Origin of the sequence: Spongiimicrobium salis (assembly GCF_043678055.1) — a bacterium.
Classification (GTDB): Bacteria; Bacteroidota; Bacteroidia; order Flavobacteriales; family Flavobacteriaceae; genus Spongiimicrobium; species Spongiimicrobium salis.
The window spans coordinates 1,918,750-1,936,674 of sequence record NZ_JBHEQA010000001.1 but is presented as its reverse complement, the minus strand read 5'-3'; the positions used below and the strand labels follow the sequence as shown (position 1 = coordinate 1,936,674).

Genomic DNA, 17,925 nt, shown 5'->3' with positions numbered 1-17,925 from the left:
GCCGACCCCTATAGTTTTTTTGTGAAGTGACTGGAAACCTACTTCATAACGTTTTGGAATAATTTTCTTATTTTTAAGTAGCATCAATCAAATTAAAAATCATGAAAAACCTCCTCATAGCACTTTGCGTACTTGCATTTTTTTCCTGTAAAGAAACTTCTTCGCCAAAGAGTGCCCAAGTTAGTTTTGCGCAAAACAAAGATGGAGAAGATGAAATCTCTGGATACCTAGTGGTCCCAGAAAATAGAAATCAGCCCAACGGCAAAAAAATACAACTGGCGTACCGTGTCTTAAAAGCCAGAAATAAAAACACTAAAAAAGAGCCCATCTTATATCTGCAAGGAGGACCTGGAGGGGCCACATTGCTCATGGAGAGTTTTTGGCAAAACCATACATTGCGTTCCGATAGGGATATTGTGCTTATGGATCAAAGGGGTACGGGAAGCAGTAATGCCATTTGTACCGATTTTGGGGAAGCCATGATCGATATCCTAGCGCAAGATCTTTTGCCAGAGGAAGAATATTCCAAAATGCAGGAAATCATGACCAAATGCAAAAAGGAAGCCCAAAAAAACAAAACAGACCTTTCTGCTTATAATAGTCGTGAAAATGCTGCCGATTTTGAAAGTTTACGAAAAAAGCTGGGTTATGAGCGATGGAATATTCTGGGCGGATCTTACGGCTCAAGGCTAGGGATGACCATTATGCGGGATTTCCCCTCTAGTGTGCGTTCCGCTATTATCTTTGGAGTCTTTGCGCCAGAATCTGCTATTTATGCACATTTTATGAGCAATTTTAAATCTGCCTTGTTCTCTGCTTTCGAAGAATGTGAAAATGATTCTGATTGCAATACGCGTTACCCGGATTTAAAAGAAGCATTCTTTTCTGCACTCCATAAAATAGAACAAAAACCTATGGTATTTACCTACGACGGAAAACCATTTTATCTCAATGTGCAAGATGTATTATTGATTACACATCAATTACTATATTCCAGATCCACCGTAGGAATTATTCCTTCCTTTATCCAGGCGCTGCATACGCAAAATGAACCCGTGATTCGGCGGGCCCTGCGCCCTACTTCAATCACTACAAGGGTAATTAATTTTGCCATGTATATGTCGGTAATGGCCTATGAGGAACTTCCATTTAACGGAACTGCGGCATTCATGGCAGACCTTAAAAGCAATCCTGAATTTAGCACCGGACCCGCTTTTTTTCATTCCGATGCAAAAATCCTTGAAAATTGGCATTCACATCGTTCAGAAACCTTGGAGAATGATCCCGTAGTTTCCGCGATTCCCACCTTAGTGGTGAATGGACGATTGGATCCCATTACTCCAACCAGCAATGCAAGGCAGGCTTCAAAAAGTCTTCAAAACTCCTATGTTATGGAATTCCAAAGAGAAGGACACTCCGTATTTAACTCCTGTTTTTTTGAAATTTGTCAGGAATTTTTAGATGCGCCCGAAACCGCTCCAGATATGTCTTGCGCCCAAAAAGAGCATCCCTTATCCTGGTATTAAGGGGGTTGTTCCATCATACCCGTTCTCGATCCAAAGAAAAATCGGAATGGTCTTTTATCGCAGCCTTTAAATCCTGCTTATACGATAATAAGGTAGCCTGATCGTAGGCAAAAACAGCCTGCAATTCCTCAAAAACAACATCCATTAATTGTGAAATACTCTCGATATTAAAATACAGACGCCCTGTTCTCCGGATAAAGAAATCCATGGGGTTTTGCACCATTTCATAGGCAATTCCAAAGTGAAGTTCCGCTTTGGCCATTCTTGAGACATGATCTCCTTCCATGACTTCATATTTTTCCAAGATAATTTCGGTTTGTTTGCCATAGTTAGTAACTAAAAACCAAGCATCATATTCCGTAAAACCATCTGCTTTGATTCGTTCATGGACTGCTGCGATATACTTCTTTACATGTTTGAATTTCTTAAAGTCATTCCCGCAAAGAGGAATGCTGTCCGTGGTACATGGGGCTACCGTAGTATCATATTCCTCTTCCATTTTTTTGGCGATGCGATCCACGACGCGTTCTGCCATTTTACGATAACCGGTTAATTTTCCTCCTGCAATACTGATCAATCCTGTTTCTGAGGTAAAAATCTCATCTTTACGGGATAACTCAGAAGCTGATTTTCCTTCTTCATGAATGAGCGGGCGCAATCCTGCCCATGAGGAAATAATATCTTCCATCTCCAAATTTATTTTAGGAAACATATTATTTACGGCAGAAAGCAAATACATGGCATCTGCCAAGCCCACGCGTACCCTGTCTTTATCGTCGTTATAATTGGTATCTGTAGTTCCTACATAAGTAACCTTTCCCCTAGGTATGGCAAACATCATACGTCCATCGGGAATATCGAAATACACCGATTGTTTCACCGGTAATTTTTCATGGGGAAAAACCAGGTGTACCCCTTTGGTAAGATGCAGTCTTTTTCCTTTTTTGGAATTGTTCCTACTTCGCAGTTCATCTACCCAGGGCCCTGCAGCACTAATCACATACTTGGTGTTTATCTTAAATGCTTCTTCCGAAATGACATCCTTCACCTCTAGTCCTGAAATTTTATTATCCGTATAAATAAAGTCCTTTACTTCGGCATAATTCAGAGCTTGTGTGCCATGCTGTAGGCTGGTCTTAATATTTTCAATGGTCAATCGGGCATCATCCGTGCGATACTCTGCATAGTATCCTGCACCCTTCAGTATTTTTTTTGGCAATAAGGGTTCCAGGGCCATGGCCTCTTTCTTTTCCAACATTTTCCGTTTATCATCACCAGTAACCTGCGCTAAAATATCATATACTTTTAGACCAATGGAAGTTAACCATTTCCCATAGGATCCATTTTCTATTAAAGGCAATAACATCTTTTCGGGAAGTACCAAATGCGGTGCCAACTTATGGACAATGGCACGTTCCGATCCCACTTCCTTCACCAACCAAAAATCGAACTGCTTTAGGTAACGCAATCCTCCATGGATCAGTTTTGTAGATTTACTGCTGGTACCGGAAGCAAAATCGTTCTTTTCCAATAGAGCCACTTTCATTCCTCTGGATGCTGCATCCAGCGCTATTCCCCCTCCGGTGATTCCACCCCCGATTACAACAAGGTCAAAGGTTTCACTGGTCATTCGTTTAATAGTCTCGGCCCTATCAACGTTTGAAAATCGTACAATAGTATTCATTTATTCTTTCTTATTTTTTTCCCATTCCATGGTGCGTTTTATTGCTTTTTTCCATGTTCGGTACAATCGTTTTCGTTTTGTTTTTTCAAAAGTGGGCTGGAAGATTCGATCAATAGGTCTGTTCTGACCAATATCATCTTGCGACCATAGCCCAACGGTAATTCCTGCTAAGAAAGCAGCACCCATAGCGGTAGATTCTATCACTTGAGGTCGATGTACTTCCGTATTTAAAATATCGGCCTGAAATTGCATCAAGAAATTGTTGGCACAGGCTCCTCCATCTACTTTTAAGTTTTTTAGTCTTATGCCTGAATCTTGTTCCATAGCTTTGAGAATATCTTTGGTCTGAAACGCCAAAGACTCTAAAGTTGCTTTCGCCAAATGCGCCTTTCCCGTATCTCGCGTAAGGCCAAATATGGCCCCTCTGGCATACATATCCCAATAAGGTGCGCCCAAACCGGCAAAAGCAGGTACCATAACTACGGAGCTTTCGCCCTGCACAGAATTGGCCAGAGCTTCGGTTTCCTTTGCATCCGCAATCAATTCCAGACCATCACGCAACCATTGTATGGCAGCTCCCGCAATAAAAATACTTCCTTCCAAGGCATAATTGACCTTTCCATCCAAACCATAAGCTATAGTGGTCAAAAGACCATTTTCGGAAAATTGCGGTTTCTTCCCAGTATTCATGAGCATAAAACAACCTGTTCCATAGGTATTCTTAGCTGTTCCTTTCTTAAAGCAGGCTTGCCCAAACAAGGCCGCCTGTTGATCCCCCGCGATTCCAGCAATAGGAATTTTAACACCGTCCAATTCATAATCCCCAAAATGGTAGGCAGAAGGTTTCACCTCGGGCAACATGCTCGCCGGAATATCCATTTCATTGAGCAAAACGGTATCCCATTTCAATTTGGAAATATCAAAAACCATGGTTCTGGAGGCGTTCGTATAATCCGTAACATGAGCTGCACCTTTGGTCATATTCCAGACCAGCCAGCTATCTACCGTTCCCATGAGCAATGCTCCTTTTTCTGCTTTCTCTTTCGCTTCTGGAACATGGTTTAAAATCCATTTTACTTTGGTGGCAGAAAAATAAGAGTCCATGACCAAGCCTGTTGTTTTTTTAACATATTCAGTAATCCCCTTACTTTTTAATTGCTCACAAATATCGGCGGTTCGCTTATCCTGCCATACAATGGCATTGTATACAGGTTCTCCTGTGGTCTTGTCCCAGACAATTGTAGTTTCGCGTTGATTGGTAATTCCTATTCCTTTGATGTCGGAAGGGCTTAGCTTTTGTTTTTTTAGCAATCGGTTCAATACGGCCATTTGGGAACTTAGAATTTCCTTGGGATCATGTTCTACCCAACCTGGGTGCGGGAAAATTTGTTGAAACTCTTCTTGTTCCATTCCTACAATTTTTCCCTCCTTATCAATAAGTAGTGCCCTAGAACTGGTAGTACCCTGATCCAAGGCAATGATGTATTGCTTTTGCATGGCCAATTATTTAATAAGTGTAAATATAACGTTTATTATTTCTATTTCAAGTCCACTCCCGTAAATAAGTCTCTTTTTTTGGACACCAACTGGGATAAGTCATTAAAGATAAGGGAAGTAATTCTGCTTTCAAAGCCGTTATCTTACGCTATCGTTATCGTAAGACTAATTTCTTTTCCAAGAGCATCCACAACCGTAATTTTATGCTTTCCCTTGGGGGGCAGAATTCCAATTTCATGAAAGTGGGTCGTCTTTTGCAGAAAAAGATCATCCAGATACCAGAACAAGGGTGTTTCTGGTGTGGCATGGGCCACTTTGACAATAATTTCATTCAGCTCTCCTGCAAAATTCTTCGTCAATGTAATACGACTTCCATCTTTGGGATAGATAAAGGCCATAGGAGGTAGTGTACGTTCAATACAGTCCTCGCGAAAAGGGGGCAGTGGCCTATATTTAGGATGGCTCTTTTTATAGTAAAACTCCATAAGCGGAGGCAATACGAACCACGAGTTTAGTTTGGCAGTGGATATCTCCGTACAAGAGGCATTGACCCTAAACTGTTTCTGCCGGTCCAAGTAGATATTTTTATGGTACGAACAGGCGGCCACTGCGTTTTCCTTATGCGGAACGGCAATAGTTTTTTTGGGGCATATGGCTGTCGCCAGATAACCACTATTGGCGCAAACCACCACTTCATTAAATTCATCCAACGGCTTGGAAAACCAATCGGATTTAGGCAGAATATCAAATACATCAAAAAGCAAGGGTGCCGCACTTACTACTCCGGTAACATCTGGTCTTCCTTCTCCATCAGCGTTCCCCACCCATACACCTACCACATGTTTTTTGGTGATTCCAATGGCCCAGGCATCTTTATTCCCAAAACTTGTCCCTGTTTTCCAAGCAATCTCTTCTGCCGAGTCATAGAAGGCCCAAGATTCATTTTCTTCTGGTCTATTTACTTCCTTCATGGCTTCCAGGGTAAGATAGTTGCTTGCAGCGTCGAACAATACTTTCTCTCCTGTTTTTTTCCCAAAATAGGGGCTTTCCTTCTCCTCTAGAATCAACTCCTGCAATTCTTCGGTGTAATATTCGCTGGAAGTTTGGTTAAAGTGGTTTACTGTAGAAGCCATTGCTGCATAATTCTTACAGATATCCCAAAGGTTGCTTTCTGCTCCTCCAAGAATAAGGGTCAGCCCATAATGGTCTGCCGTTTTATCAATACCCCCCAACTTCATTACCTCTAGCTGATCTCTAAATTTTTCCAAGCCATAGGATTGCAATAAACGGACTGCCGGAATATTTAAAGAGCGCGCTAAAGCTTGCTTTGCCGTGACCGCACCACTATAATCCTCATTAAAATTTTCCGGGCTATACCCAGCAATTTGTGTAGGGATATCTGCCACCAGCATATTTGGGAGCAATTCTCCTTCATCCAACATCGCGGCATACAAAAACGGTTTTATAACACTGCCGGTACTCCTATTGGCCCGTATCATATCTACGTCTTTTTGATGTGTTTTGGAGGTTGGTGTATTTCCTACATAGGCGCGTATTTTGCGTGTCGCAACATCGAGCACCAGCACTGCTGCGTTATGCACTTGGTTCTGGCGCAGCCGTTGATGATGCTTATCCGTTATGGCATTGACATTTCGTTGTAATGCCATATCTATGCTGGTACGTATGCGTTGTCCTTCTTTTCTTTGGCTGATGTTTGTTACCAGATGGGGCGCAATTTTAGGTAAAGGATATGGTTTTTGGGGCAGTTCTTCCAAAATTGCCAGACGATAAGTCGTAGCATCGATAACTTTTTCGTCGCGTAATTTTCGAAGCAATCGATTTCTTTTCTCTTTTAAACGCTCTTGATTTTTTCCTGGATAAATTAAACTTGGGGCATTGGGCAAAACGGCCAAGGTTGCCGTTTCTGCCCATGACAATTGATGTGGTTGTAAGCCAAAATAACGCCATGACGCCACTTCCAGCCCTACCACATTTCCTCCAAAAGGAGCATGACTCGCATAAAGTTTTAGGATATCTTTCTTCGTATGACGAAGTTCTAAACGGGTTGCCAGAACAAGTTCAATGATTTTTTCTACATAGGAACGTTTTTTATCCTGTCGGGATAAGCGAATGACTTGTTGTGTTATGGTGCTTCCTCCCCTTACTATTTTTCCGGCAGAAATATTTTCTCCTAATGCCTTAATCATCGAAACTGGATTGAAGCCAGGGTGTTCATAAAAAAAGGCATCTTCAAAGTGCAAGATGCATGTTTCAAACTTCTTGGGAACACTATCTACTACGGGAAATCTCCATTGCCCATCCGTGGCTATCCTAGCTCCTAAGAGCTGCCCCGTTTTACTCTCTATCACAGTAGCTGTTGGGGTATCAAATAATTGTTTGGGAAGACAGAAATAATAGACAACCCCCAGGACAAAAAGGCTTATTATTTTTTTAGGATGTCTTTTAAAAAAAGTAGCCCCCCTTTCTTTTGAAAAAAAGCTCTCAAGGCCAGATACTTTTTTAAAATTCCCCTTCTTCAAAATACTGCGGTTTACTACCTCCCAGATTTCCGGGGCGGCCTAATTCATTTTGTAAATTCATATTCCCGTTCCACTAGGCAAATCCTGGTTTTGTACCAACTGTACCACGCTGTTCTTCCTTTTTGTTGGGCAAAAATATGATCGGCATTTGCTTTCCAATTGGAAATTGCCTCTAGACTTTCCCAATAGCTTACGGTAATCCCAATTGCCTCCCTGGCACTTTCTATACCCAAAAACCCAGCTTGTTCTTTGGCCAGATTTTCCATTTGCTCCGCCATTTCCAGATAACCGTCATCAAAGTCGGTTCGGGTAGAAGAGAATATTACGGCATAATAGGGTTTGGTCATTGGCAATCTATTTAGTCAATATAGGTTTTCTCTACAAAATAACTCACTAAGGCTTCTTTCATCAAGACCGTCTGTTCTCCCGATTTCAAGGAAGGAAGCTCCTCCTTAATCTGATAATGCGGCCATCCTTCTTCATCAAAAAAATCAAACTCATAATATCCATAGGGTTCCAATAGACGACATATTGCAATATGCATGAGATTGATCTTCTCATCTTTCTTAAATTTCTGATGGGGTTTGCCCAATTCCTGCACTCCAACCAGATAGATAATGGCATCCAATTCCAGCGTATCCCCATCTGCAAATTGATTGGACAGCTTAGTGACCAAAACTTCCCAACGTTCCTTTAAAATATGATCTCTTGACATTTTGTATTTCTTCAATCCTTTTGAAGTTCAAAGGTACAAATCAAAGCCTTATATTTGTGTAAATATCTTTATATGGGAGTTTTAGATATTATTATTGGTGCCGTATTGGTATACGGGCTCTATAAAGGGGTTAAAAATGGTCTTTTTGTAGAAGTCGCTTCATTGATCGCCCTGGTTGCAGGTTTATATGGTGCCATTCATTTTTCATATATCGTAGGGGATTATCTTTCCGATCATATGGAATGGAATGCGCGTTATATTAATCTTTCTGCCTTCATTATTACTTTTATTCTCATTGTTCTCGTGGTTCATCTGGCCGGGAAATTTTTAACCAAGATTGCCGATTTTGCCATGCTAGGGCTCATCAATAAAATTGCGGGAGGAGCTTTTGGTGTTCTAAAACACGCCGTCATTCTAAGTGCGCTCCTTGCCTTTTTCCATCAGGCCAATACCTCGTTAAAAATAGTAAAAGAAGAAACTTTGGAGGATTCCATCTTATATGCCCCTGTAAAAGAATTGGGGGCTTTTGTATTTAGTTTGGTATTAAAAAAGGAGACTTCCGATGGAGAAATAACGGACTAATATTTTTCTAGTGCAATCTTGTATAGCTTTCCGTATAGGAATTTTCAGCTTCGTCCGTGGTCATCAATAAGGTATTTCCAGAAATTTTAAAGTAGATGGGGACAATATCCTCATGTTCATTAATGCTGTAATCCAGCAGTACTTTCCTTTCTGCAGTATACTGCCAAGTTCCTTTACCTGCAACACTTATGGTACATGGTGCTCCGGATTGCGCATCGCCATAATACACATAATCAAAGGTCTTGTCTTTATGAAATGAAATGGTTTCATTGGTTTCACAACTGTTCATTGCTATTTGCCGTCCTCCTTCAAAATACTGTTGCAATTGCCATGTTCCCAAGAGTTCAACACCATTGAAATTGTTTTCATTTTCGTCAGGGCTACGCCGATCATCCACACTACAGGATTGCAAAATGATAAGAAGGCAAAAAGCCAAGAATACAGGTATTTTTTTCATTTGGTTCGATTTGGGATATCTAGAACGAGCCCCCCAATTTAATATTGTTTTAAAAATGGGCAATATGCAGATTTTTGATGCAATTCATCGATTATTACATCCAGAACTATTCCTATTCTTTATTTTCAACAATAGAACATTATACAGATTTTAATTTGACACTTTTAGAGAACACTCCTTTCTATAAGGAAGCTTTTAATGAATTGACTTTCCCATTCGGAAAATTCTATCTATTTGACACTTTTGTAATTTCCGAAATCAATGAGGGCATATTAATGAATTGGGATGATCATGGGAAACTAGTTGCTGAAGAACTTTCCCATCTCTACGATCATAACGGTGCGAATCTTATTTATATCTCCAATAGGGTACATGCGTATTCGGTAAAGCCTGCAGACTGGATCAAATTCTTTCGCTTTGGGTACCAAATAAAAGGATACGGTATCATTAATTATAATCGCAAAGGGTATCCCAACGGCTTGTTGGAAAAATTATTTATACCTTCCAAAGTACAGCGCTTTTCTTCCTTGGAAAAAGCCATTCAATGGGCACGAAACTTGTCATCGGTAGAAATGCACATTTCATAGAAACGCTAGAGATTGGGATATGTACTTTTTACACTTAAAAGATTATCTTTTGTGCAATTAGTAGTTTTTTTATGGCTTTTCACCGATTTAAAAAACTAAAAGCAATAATCTCGTTGTTATTTTGTCGGTAACCCCCAAATAATTGAACAATTGACATACTTAAAAAATACCATCTTCTATGAGGATGTGCTCCACGAGATAAATTATTCCTTTGGAAATTACTACCTATTTAATGACTTTGTAATCGCCGAAATGCACGAGGGCGTTATCGTAAATTGGGAACAACACGGCAAACGTATTGTGGATGACATCTCCCAATTTTATGAGAATCGTAATGATAATCCGCAGAATATCGTATATATCAGCAATCGCGTGAATAGTTACTCTGTAAAGCCTACAGATTGGTTAAAATTTTACAAAAACAATCACAGTATGAAGGCGTACGGCATTGTGAGTTATGACGATACCGGTTTCTTAAATGCCTTATTGGAAAAGCTTTTTGTCAAAACTGATTTCAATAGATATGGATCTTTGGAAAGAGCCATTGAATGGGCAAAAACACTTGCCATTACCCGGTCTTTGGCCAGCTAACTTTGATTTTCCACACCTAGAATAAAGACCCTACCATTTTATTAGGGCAAAAAACTCCCGTATGTTGTCATATGGGAGTTTTATTTTTCCAATTTATCTTTTGATTTCTGCTCAAGCAGGCTGTCGCTCTCCCTGTTAAAATTGCTAAATAGTAATATTTAACAAAAATATTTGTAGGAATTTACATAAATTAGTTTTTCAAAACAACCTATTGGTTTTGCAATAGGAAGGCAAATACTCAAGGGCCTATAGAAAGATTGGGTTTTATTAATTAAAAAAATCAACACTATGTTAAAAGACATTTTACAATTAAAAGGAGTTTCCCAACTCCAAAAAAAAGCACAAAAAACTATTAAAGGCGGCTTATTCTTCGGAGATTGCCCAAATTTCTGCCAAACTGCGGACGATTGTCTGAGCAATCCTGATTGCTCGTTTTCCCAGGCCATTTGTGCCGGAGGAACCTGTCTCTTCTTTGGTTAGTATAAAATAATAGCTATCCTAAACACAACAGCCCTATGATTTTCATAGGGCTATTTTTTATAGTATGATGATTATTGTACTACTGATATCCAACTGCCTTTGGTCCGGACAAAGTAGTCATTGTCATACATGGCTTCCCCTTGTACTCCTGGCAAATAATACGTTCCTAAATAAGAGGCATTCAACAAAATTCGGAAGGTTTTGGATTCCCCTTGTTTCAAATCGAAATAAAAACTGGCTCGGTCATCCCGCACATCCGTGTATGAAGCATCATTTTGGGCAAAACTTCCAAAATCTGTAAAACGTGTATTCACTATCTCCCATCCACTAGGAAAAATTTCGGTCAAAGCCACGTCCTTAATTGTATTTCCAGTAGTGTTTTTAATAGTAACCTCAGCTATAAAATCGGTTCCTTGGGAGAGTTCCGTAATAGCAAAAATCTTTCCGTTTCTTCCCTTGAAACTTCTACTAATACTGAGATTACGACGCACTTCTTTTTCCTCTCCTACAGGCAATATCCCCGAATTGATAATTCGTACATAAAGGGTATGATCCCCTTCGTTGGAAATACTAAGGTTATTTGTTCCTTTCTTGATTTCCAATTCTCTTTCTGCTAGCGTTCTCGCTGTTTTTATCGGTTGTTTTTTTCCATCCAACCCTATTGATGCCTGTATTCCTTTGCCTCCTACAAGCTCCGCAAATTTAGCCATGGCCAACAGGCAATACGACGTACTTTGTGTGCTCATCCAATTTTTTTCATTTAATCGTTGGGCAATCACTTTGGCCATTTGTTGTGATTTTGCCTTATCTCCAAGCAACACGTAGGTTTCCAAGGCCATTGCCCTATTTCTATCTGCAGATCCGTAGGTAGCATATTGATGTCTATTGGAATCAAAATTCAAGCTGGCATTTCTAAGCAATTGCCGAGCTACATCTGCCTGACCTATACTGCTATAGGCTGCAGCCAAACGAAACTTAGCTTCATTGGACAAACTAGGTGTTTCGCGCAAGCGATTCATGGAGGCAATTTCCGCATTCCCGGACAGCGCCAAAGTATATAAGCGATAGGCCTGGGCCAAATCGGAATTATTGCCCGAAATTCTCCATTGTTTGGCCAATTGCCGCTGATATCGCACCCAAGCAGATTTAAAACCAATAGGCAATACATAGCCTTTCTTTTCCGCTTCCAGCAGAAAGTGCCCTGCATAGGTTGTTCCCCAATCGTTGGCCGCATTTTGCCCGGGCCAATAGGAGAACCCGCCATTGGGCAATTGGTAATTCCCCAAACGCGTAATGGCATTGCTTATATGATCCTGAATCTTTCTTTTTTTAGTTCCGTCGATATCAAAAATGCTGGTTAAAAATAATTGAGGGAATGCGGCCGAAGTTGTTTGTTCTACACAGCCATGAGGGTACCGGATAAGGTATTTCATTCTTCCACTAAAATTCATAGGAGGAAGTGTGGACAATTCTATTTGCGCGACATTACTCCCTAGCGTACCAAAGGTTTCCAATGTGATGGTTTGATTTGCTTTTCCATCCAAAATAATATCCTGTACCGTACTGCTTATAGGATTTGGGTTTACCACATCAATAGGAATCTCAAAGGAGGCGTTCTCCCCATTGCCACTGGCCTCTACCACTATTTTCCCAATTCCTTTAAAATCGGCAATACGCAATTGAAAATACGCCATTTTTTCATCAGGTTGGCTAAAGGGTAACTGCTGAGTATCACTACCCTCTATGGTAAAGGAGGCATCTTTTTTTAATCTAAGTCTTACGTTTTTCACCTTTTTTTCCATGGCAAAAACCGTGACGGGCAAGGTCACTTTTTCTCCGGGAGTAATTTTCCTTGGCAAGGACGCCAATACCATTAAGGGCTTGCGCACCGGTGTGGTCTTTTCTACGCTCCCATACGCTTCTTTTTCTGCATTTGCCGCAACGACCATGGTGCGCACAGATCCTACATATTTAGGGATTTTTACTTGATGCGTTCCCGTACTCCCGCTTTGCAAGTGAAAGGGACCCAGATGTACCACCATAGGTTCAAACCTATTTGCTTTTTTGTTTTTTGCTCCTGCAATTTCCCCATCTCCACCAATAGCAAATACTTGATCGATCCGTCCTCCAAATGCTCCGATAACATCGTCATAGACATCCCAAGTTTTCACCCCAAGGGCTTCCCTTGCATAAAATGTGGTCCAAGGGTTGGGGGTTTTGAATCGGGTGAGATCTAATAGGCCCTCATCTACTATAGCAATGGTATACGTCATTGGTTTCCCCTCTTTTTCCTTCACCTTAAGCGTAACCATTTCCTCGGGTCGCAATACTTCTGACATAAGAATTTCCGGTTGTAATTTTGTTTCCGGATTTTCCACGGCAATCGGCACTACACCATAAAGGCGAATGGGGGCATCATTTGCAGTAGATGCATGAGGTTGTAAAAGACTTATATTAATATATACATTTGGTGTATAGAGTTCCGTTATAGGCAATTGAAATTTAGTTTCTCCTTTGGTTGTTTCTACCCATAATGACTGTACTACTTCACTGCCGTTCTCTATGGTGACCAAAGCCCTTCCCCCTTCTGAACTCGGGAAAGTGACCGTTGCAGTTTCTCCAACTGCATAGGTTTCCTTATCTGTAGAGAACACCAACATGGTTGCCGCCGAGGGGTCTGTTTTTCTGGACTTTCCAGCCCAGCCCGGCCAATCGATATAGATGGCCTTTCCCGTGGCATGCCCTCCCTTGGTATCTTGGACCCGTACCAAATACCTTCCCCAATTAGGGTACTTCAATTCAAAATTGAAACTTGCTTTTCCTTGGGCATTGGTACTAAGGGTTTTCTCAAAAACCTTTTCCCTATACTGCCCACTATTGTAGGAAGAAAGATTGTCTGCAGAAGTATCCCACCACCATCTCCAATTCACTTTATGGATAGTGATTTTTAAATTAGAGCTAGCCTTTGGTTTTCCTTTATCATCAACGGTGACTACTTCAAAATTGTGCAGAGTATCTGTAAGAAGCATTCCTCGTGCCTTATCTCCTTTGGGTACATTGAGTCCAACATAGGTAGGGTAGGGAGAGTAGGTCTTGGTAAACACATCCGTGCTAAAATCCCCTCCATTTTCATATATTTTAGTAATAAAGGCTGCTTTTAACATTCCTGGGGCCACACCGTTCAAATTTGGGGAAATCGTGAAATTGGCCTTTCCCTCCTCGTTGACCACACCCTCAAATACTACTTGATCTTCTCCTGAAAAACTCCTGCTGGGGTCATCAAAAACATAAGCAGGAAATGCCTTGAAGCTGGTGGATTGCGGATTGAATTTAGCGGTAATATCGCCTTTTAAGTTTTTGGCAATGGCCCCATGTAGCCATTTTACCTCCAATGTGCCCGTTATAGGTTTTGAAGGAGATAGAAGCTCATCAGAAAAATTGGTTTTTATTTTTAAACGATTGGGTTTTATCGTTTCGATCTTTATGCTTTTTGTAAAAGAAGCCCCTCCTACTGAAACTTTGGCCAACCAATTTCCTGTAGGGGCATTTTCATCTGTCTTTACCTTAAAATCATAGACATTGTGCAAACCTTTAGTCTTCACTTTGCGGTAAACCACTTTGTTATACGGATCTAACAATTCTAATTTTACGGGATGATTAGGCGGTAGGGAATTGGCATTATCGTTTAACATAAAAGAGAGAAACAACTGATCTCCTGGTCTCCATACGCCCCGTTCGCCATAAATGAATCCTTTTAAACCTTTCTTGAGCTTGGTTCCTGAAACATTAAACTTACTCACAGAAAGCGCATTCCCATCATTCAGTTTTACATAGGTTTTTTGGCCATTGTATTCGGCCACTGCAAAATAAGCTATATGATCGGCATCATAAATGGAAGTACCTTCGGCATCGGTTACAATATCGCCTAATATTTGTTGCTGAAAGTTGTAGAAAGTTACCTTAGCATTGGGAATAGGTTTGGTGTTGATGATATCCGTAACAGCGACAAAATAGCTATTATTGACTCCTTTTTTTACACTTATCCCAATATCCGAAGCCAAGACATTTACCCCTATTTTTTTGTTTACATAATAGGACGTATGACAAGGGTTCTCCCGCTCGTTCCAATCATAGCCGTTATAGTAATCATTATAATAGTTTTCGCTCCCGTCCCAAAAACTGGATTCGGATTCGGTATCATAGTTCTCTGTAGTTTCATTGGTATCAAAATTGGTATTGCTACATTGGTACAAACTATATTGCGGTTTATAGTTCAGCTCTACTCTATACACTGCCCCTGCTTCCGGGCTGATCAAATTTCGAAGGTCAACGGCATGGGCCGTCCATTTCCCCGTATTGGAGGAAATTTTGTTTTCCAATACTAGTTTTTGTTTTGCAATTGGTCTGGCGACCGTTTTTAAGTTATAATTCCCATCAAGATTATTTCCTTGTAAAAACTGCAGTACATTATTTTCATAAATCCGAAGGACCGTAACATCAATAGCCTTTAGATTCACTGCTTCAAAGTTAATCTTCAGGTTACTGGAAGACGGGAGTATGCTTCCATTGGTAAGCATACGTGCCTGTGGTTTCAATTGTTCAAAGGCAATGCGCTCTACAAACTTTGTCTTCAGTTTGTATCCTTCCACACTTTCTATTCCCTCAAAAATTTCAAGATTGACCAAGCCTTTAATGGTTTTCGAAGGATATACTTTTAGGGTATTTCCGGCCACAGTAAACTTTACATTATTATCTCCTTCCAAAACCACCAGGCCTTTTAAGTTTTGTCCTTTTTTTAAAGGATCCGAAAAATTAATGGACAATTGTTGGTCCGTACCCGTCTGGACCAAAGCTTCCAACACCGTGAAATTGTTCTTCCCGGGAATATTGATTACATTTTTTCCCTTGCTTTTAATAGCAAAGGGAGTACCATCCCAAGAAATCTCGAGCGCTACATCATCTTCAAACCGTTGAATACTATCTATTTTAAATTGAAATTGCGTTCCTTTTTTTTGGGCTTCATCAAAACGAAGGGCTACGGATTTTCCTTTTTGCTTCACCTGAATCAGTTTTTTAACCGTAGACAAGGACAATTCATCCGCACTTCGCAATTGGCCCTCTATATACTGTAATTCCCTAGAGTAGGACTGTATGGCATTGGTGTATACATTGAACTGCTGTTCCAGGGTTTTTACGCCAAAGGAAAGGGAACGGAGTTCCTTGGGCAGATCAGGAAGAATTTTTCCCAAAGCCAAATTAAAGGTATATGCCGTATGCTGATCAAAACCTCCATTGGGAACAAAGGCAATGGTTCGTGTATCTAATGCCACCACTTTTCCATCTACTTTGGGAGATACTGTCAGTAGGTCTTTTGATAATTCGTCTCCGGCTTTCCAAGAATCTATTGGAGTGACCAATACCACCCTTACTTTACTTTTGGTGGAGATAATACCATGGGACAATTCACTAACATACTCCTGGTAGTTTTCCGGATTATCAAAATCACTTTCCTTGTTGTCCTTCTTTTCAGAACAACTGAGAACGAATACGATTGCTATACATAAAGAGAGGAGAGATTTAATCTGCATAGTTTGGTTTTTTATAGGATAAAGATACTCGCTTTCCGTACACGAACCGCCCCCATATTCCGTGAAAAATACAGATATCGGATTTTTTTGCAATCCATCTACAATTCGATCCCGTGAAGTGCATCGCTCATCTTCAACATTTTACAGACCATCTGCCCATATAGGCCATTCTTCCCTTAACTTATCTTGGATAGCTGTTACTTTATCGAAAAAAGCGCTTTTTAGCCCTTTGATGCTTAGATATCCTCTAATTTTGTCTCAGTGATTTAAACGTCATATAACGAATGTGAAAACCCCAAATTTTCCTTCGACCTACATGCTATAAAGCAAAAGAATCCCCCAATTCTTAGCACCCTACTTACTAATAATTTATTATTATGAAGAAGTTACATTATATCGTAGCAGTGACATTTGTTTGCCTAATTAGTTCTTGTAGCACAGAAGCTGTAGATGCAGAAGATAGTGTTGTCGTAACTACGGGGACAGATGATATAGATACTATTGACACCTCGGCCAATGCCGTTTCCGTGGAGACACAGATTATGAATCTGATCAACGAACATAGAACATCTCTAGGTATGAATACCTTATCTTTTGATACGGTTGCCTACAATTTTGCTACAGCACATACGGATTATATGATTTCCCAAGGGGAAACCAGTCATGATAATTTCCAAAAAAGAGCTTCTTCCATGTCTCAAAAAGTAAACGCCTCAGCTGTTGCGGAGAATGTTGCCAGCAGATATGATACTGCTTCGGAAGCTGTTGAAAACTGGTTGGCCAGTAGCGAGCATAGAGATGCTATTGAAGGAAATTACACCCATACGGCAGTTAGTGTAAAAGAAGATCAAAACGGCGACTTTTACTTTACACAATTGTTCTATAGATAAACTTAAAAAAGATATTTTCTTTTCTTAATTTTGATACAGACAAAACATCAATTTTGTCCTTCATTTGCCCAATGCCCATTCGTGGTCATTGGGCAAATGTGTAACGGTAAAATTAGACGCTATGAGTATCAAATCTCCTTTTAACCTCAATACTTGGATCAAAGAAAACAGAGATTCCCTAAAACCTCCGGTAGGCAATAAGAACTTATACAAAGATGCTGGAGATTATATTGTTATGATCGTGGCAGGTCCTAATGCCAGAAAGGATTACCACTACAATGAAACTGAGGAATTGTTTTATCAATTGGAGGGGAATATTGAAGTTCACATCCAAGAGGATGGACAAAAAAAAACCATGAAACTAGGTCCTGGAGATATGTATCTTCATCCGGCCAAAGTTCCTCATTCACCGGTAAGACATGCAGGGTCTATTGGGCTTGTTATAGAACGCAAACGTGCCAATATGGGCGTTGACGATGGCTTGTTGTGGTTTTGCGACAATTGCAATACAAAACTATACGAAGCCTATTTCACTTTAAATGATATTGAAAAAGACTTTTTAGGTCATTTTAAAGAATTTTATGGTTCTGAAGCGCACAGAACCTGTAACAATTGCGGTACCATTATGCCTGTAGATAAACGTTTTGTAGCAGAGGAAGAATAGGGATTCCCGTTACTGAACTCGTTTTATTGCACTTCTTAATTTTAATTCGCTAACATATTAATGACTTAGACCGCATGATTTTAATAATAATTGTAGTTTTGTCATAAATATAACAATTCACATA

Annotated in this window: 14 protein-coding genes; 7 read left to right on the top strand and 7 right to left on the bottom strand. The window is 40.2% G+C overall.

Annotation, left to right across the window (positions count from 1 at the left end; translation table 11 throughout):
- Nucleotides 1-101: 101 nt before the first annotated feature.
- Nucleotides 102-1,526, top strand: a complete 1,425-nt coding sequence (locus ACEXOE_RS08465; RefSeq protein WP_394748307.1) for an alpha/beta hydrolase — start codon at nucleotides 102-104, stop codon at nucleotides 1,524-1,526.
- A gap of 13 nt (nucleotides 1,527-1,539) precedes the next feature.
- Here the strand turns inward: ACEXOE_RS08465 and ACEXOE_RS08460 are convergent, their stop codons facing one another.
- The 5 genes from ACEXOE_RS08460 to ACEXOE_RS08440 form a co-directional block, all read right to left on the bottom strand.
- The gene (locus ACEXOE_RS08460; RefSeq protein WP_394748306.1) at nucleotides 1,540-3,210 is read right to left on the bottom strand and encodes a glycerol-3-phosphate dehydrogenase/oxidase; all 1,671 of its coding nucleotides are present in this window, start codon (nucleotides 3,208-3,210) and stop codon (nucleotides 1,540-1,542) included.
- Complete coding sequence (gene glpK, locus ACEXOE_RS08455; protein ID WP_394748305.1) at nucleotides 3,211-4,707, bottom strand: glycerol kinase GlpK; 1,497 nt, start codon at nucleotides 4,705-4,707, stop codon at nucleotides 3,211-3,213.
- A 143-nt stretch (nucleotides 4,708-4,850) separates the two neighbouring features.
- A complete protein-coding gene (gene pbpC, locus ACEXOE_RS08450; protein ID WP_394748304.1) occupies nucleotides 4,851-7,247 on the bottom strand; it encodes a penicillin-binding protein 1C in 2,397 nt (798 codons plus the stop codon).
- A gap of 44 nt (nucleotides 7,248-7,291) precedes the next feature.
- A complete protein-coding gene (locus tag ACEXOE_RS08445) occupies nucleotides 7,292-7,594 on the bottom strand; it encodes an antibiotic biosynthesis monooxygenase family protein (RefSeq protein WP_394748303.1) in 303 nt (100 codons plus the stop codon).
- 11 nt (nucleotides 7,595-7,605) lie between these two features.
- Nucleotides 7,606-7,962, bottom strand: a complete 357-nt coding sequence (locus ACEXOE_RS08440) for a hypothetical protein (RefSeq protein ID WP_394748302.1) — start codon at nucleotides 7,960-7,962, stop codon at nucleotides 7,606-7,608.
- 72 nt (nucleotides 7,963-8,034) lie between these two features.
- Here ACEXOE_RS08440 and ACEXOE_RS08435 point away from each other — a divergent pair, with 72 nt between their 5' ends.
- Entirely contained in the window at nucleotides 8,035-8,544 is a 510-nt protein-coding gene (locus ACEXOE_RS08435) for a CvpA family protein (protein WP_394748301.1), read from the top strand.
- Between the two features lie 7 nt (nucleotides 8,545-8,551).
- On the opposite strand, the gene ACEXOE_RS08430 is transcribed toward ACEXOE_RS08435, so the two are convergent.
- Complete coding sequence (locus ACEXOE_RS08430; protein WP_394748300.1) at nucleotides 8,552-9,001, bottom strand: lipocalin-like domain-containing protein; 450 nt, start codon at nucleotides 8,999-9,001, stop codon at nucleotides 8,552-8,554.
- A gap of 77 nt (nucleotides 9,002-9,078) precedes the next feature.
- Between ACEXOE_RS08430 and ACEXOE_RS08425 the strand changes: the two genes are divergently transcribed.
- The 3 genes from ACEXOE_RS08425 to ACEXOE_RS08415 all read left to right on the top strand — a co-directional run bounded on the left by ACEXOE_RS08425 (nucleotide 9,079) and on the right by ACEXOE_RS08415 (nucleotide 10,659).
- Nucleotides 9,079-9,588: a hypothetical protein gene (locus ACEXOE_RS08425; RefSeq protein ID WP_394748508.1), complete on the top strand. Its 510-nt coding sequence runs from the start codon at nucleotides 9,079-9,081 to the stop codon at nucleotides 9,586-9,588.
- Between the two features lie 150 nt (nucleotides 9,589-9,738).
- A complete protein-coding gene (locus ACEXOE_RS08420; RefSeq protein WP_394748299.1) occupies nucleotides 9,739-10,179 on the top strand; it encodes a hypothetical protein in 441 nt (146 codons plus the stop codon).
- A gap of 288 nt (nucleotides 10,180-10,467) precedes the next feature.
- Nucleotides 10,468-10,659: a hypothetical protein gene (locus ACEXOE_RS08415; RefSeq protein ID WP_394748298.1), complete on the top strand. Its 192-nt coding sequence runs from the start codon at nucleotides 10,468-10,470 to the stop codon at nucleotides 10,657-10,659.
- A 71-nt stretch (nucleotides 10,660-10,730) separates the two neighbouring features.
- Here the strand turns inward: ACEXOE_RS08415 and ACEXOE_RS08410 are convergent, their stop codons facing one another.
- A complete protein-coding gene (locus ACEXOE_RS08410; protein WP_394748297.1) occupies nucleotides 10,731-16,247 on the bottom strand; it encodes an alpha-2-macroglobulin family protein in 5,517 nt (1,838 codons plus the stop codon).
- A 377-nt stretch (nucleotides 16,248-16,624) separates the two neighbouring features.
- Here ACEXOE_RS08410 and ACEXOE_RS08405 point away from each other — a divergent pair, with 377 nt between their 5' ends.
- Both ACEXOE_RS08405 and ACEXOE_RS08400 read left to right on the top strand, forming a co-directional pair.
- Nucleotides 16,625-17,137 (top strand): CAP domain-containing protein, encoded by a 513-nt coding sequence (locus ACEXOE_RS08405; protein ID WP_394748296.1) that lies wholly within the window; start codon nucleotides 16,625-16,627, stop codon nucleotides 17,135-17,137.
- 121 nt (nucleotides 17,138-17,258) lie between these two features.
- Entirely contained in the window at nucleotides 17,259-17,801 is a 543-nt protein-coding gene (locus ACEXOE_RS08400) for a 3-hydroxyanthranilate 3,4-dioxygenase (RefSeq protein WP_394748295.1), read from the top strand.
- The last annotated feature ends 124 nt before the right edge of the window (nucleotides 17,802-17,925 follow it).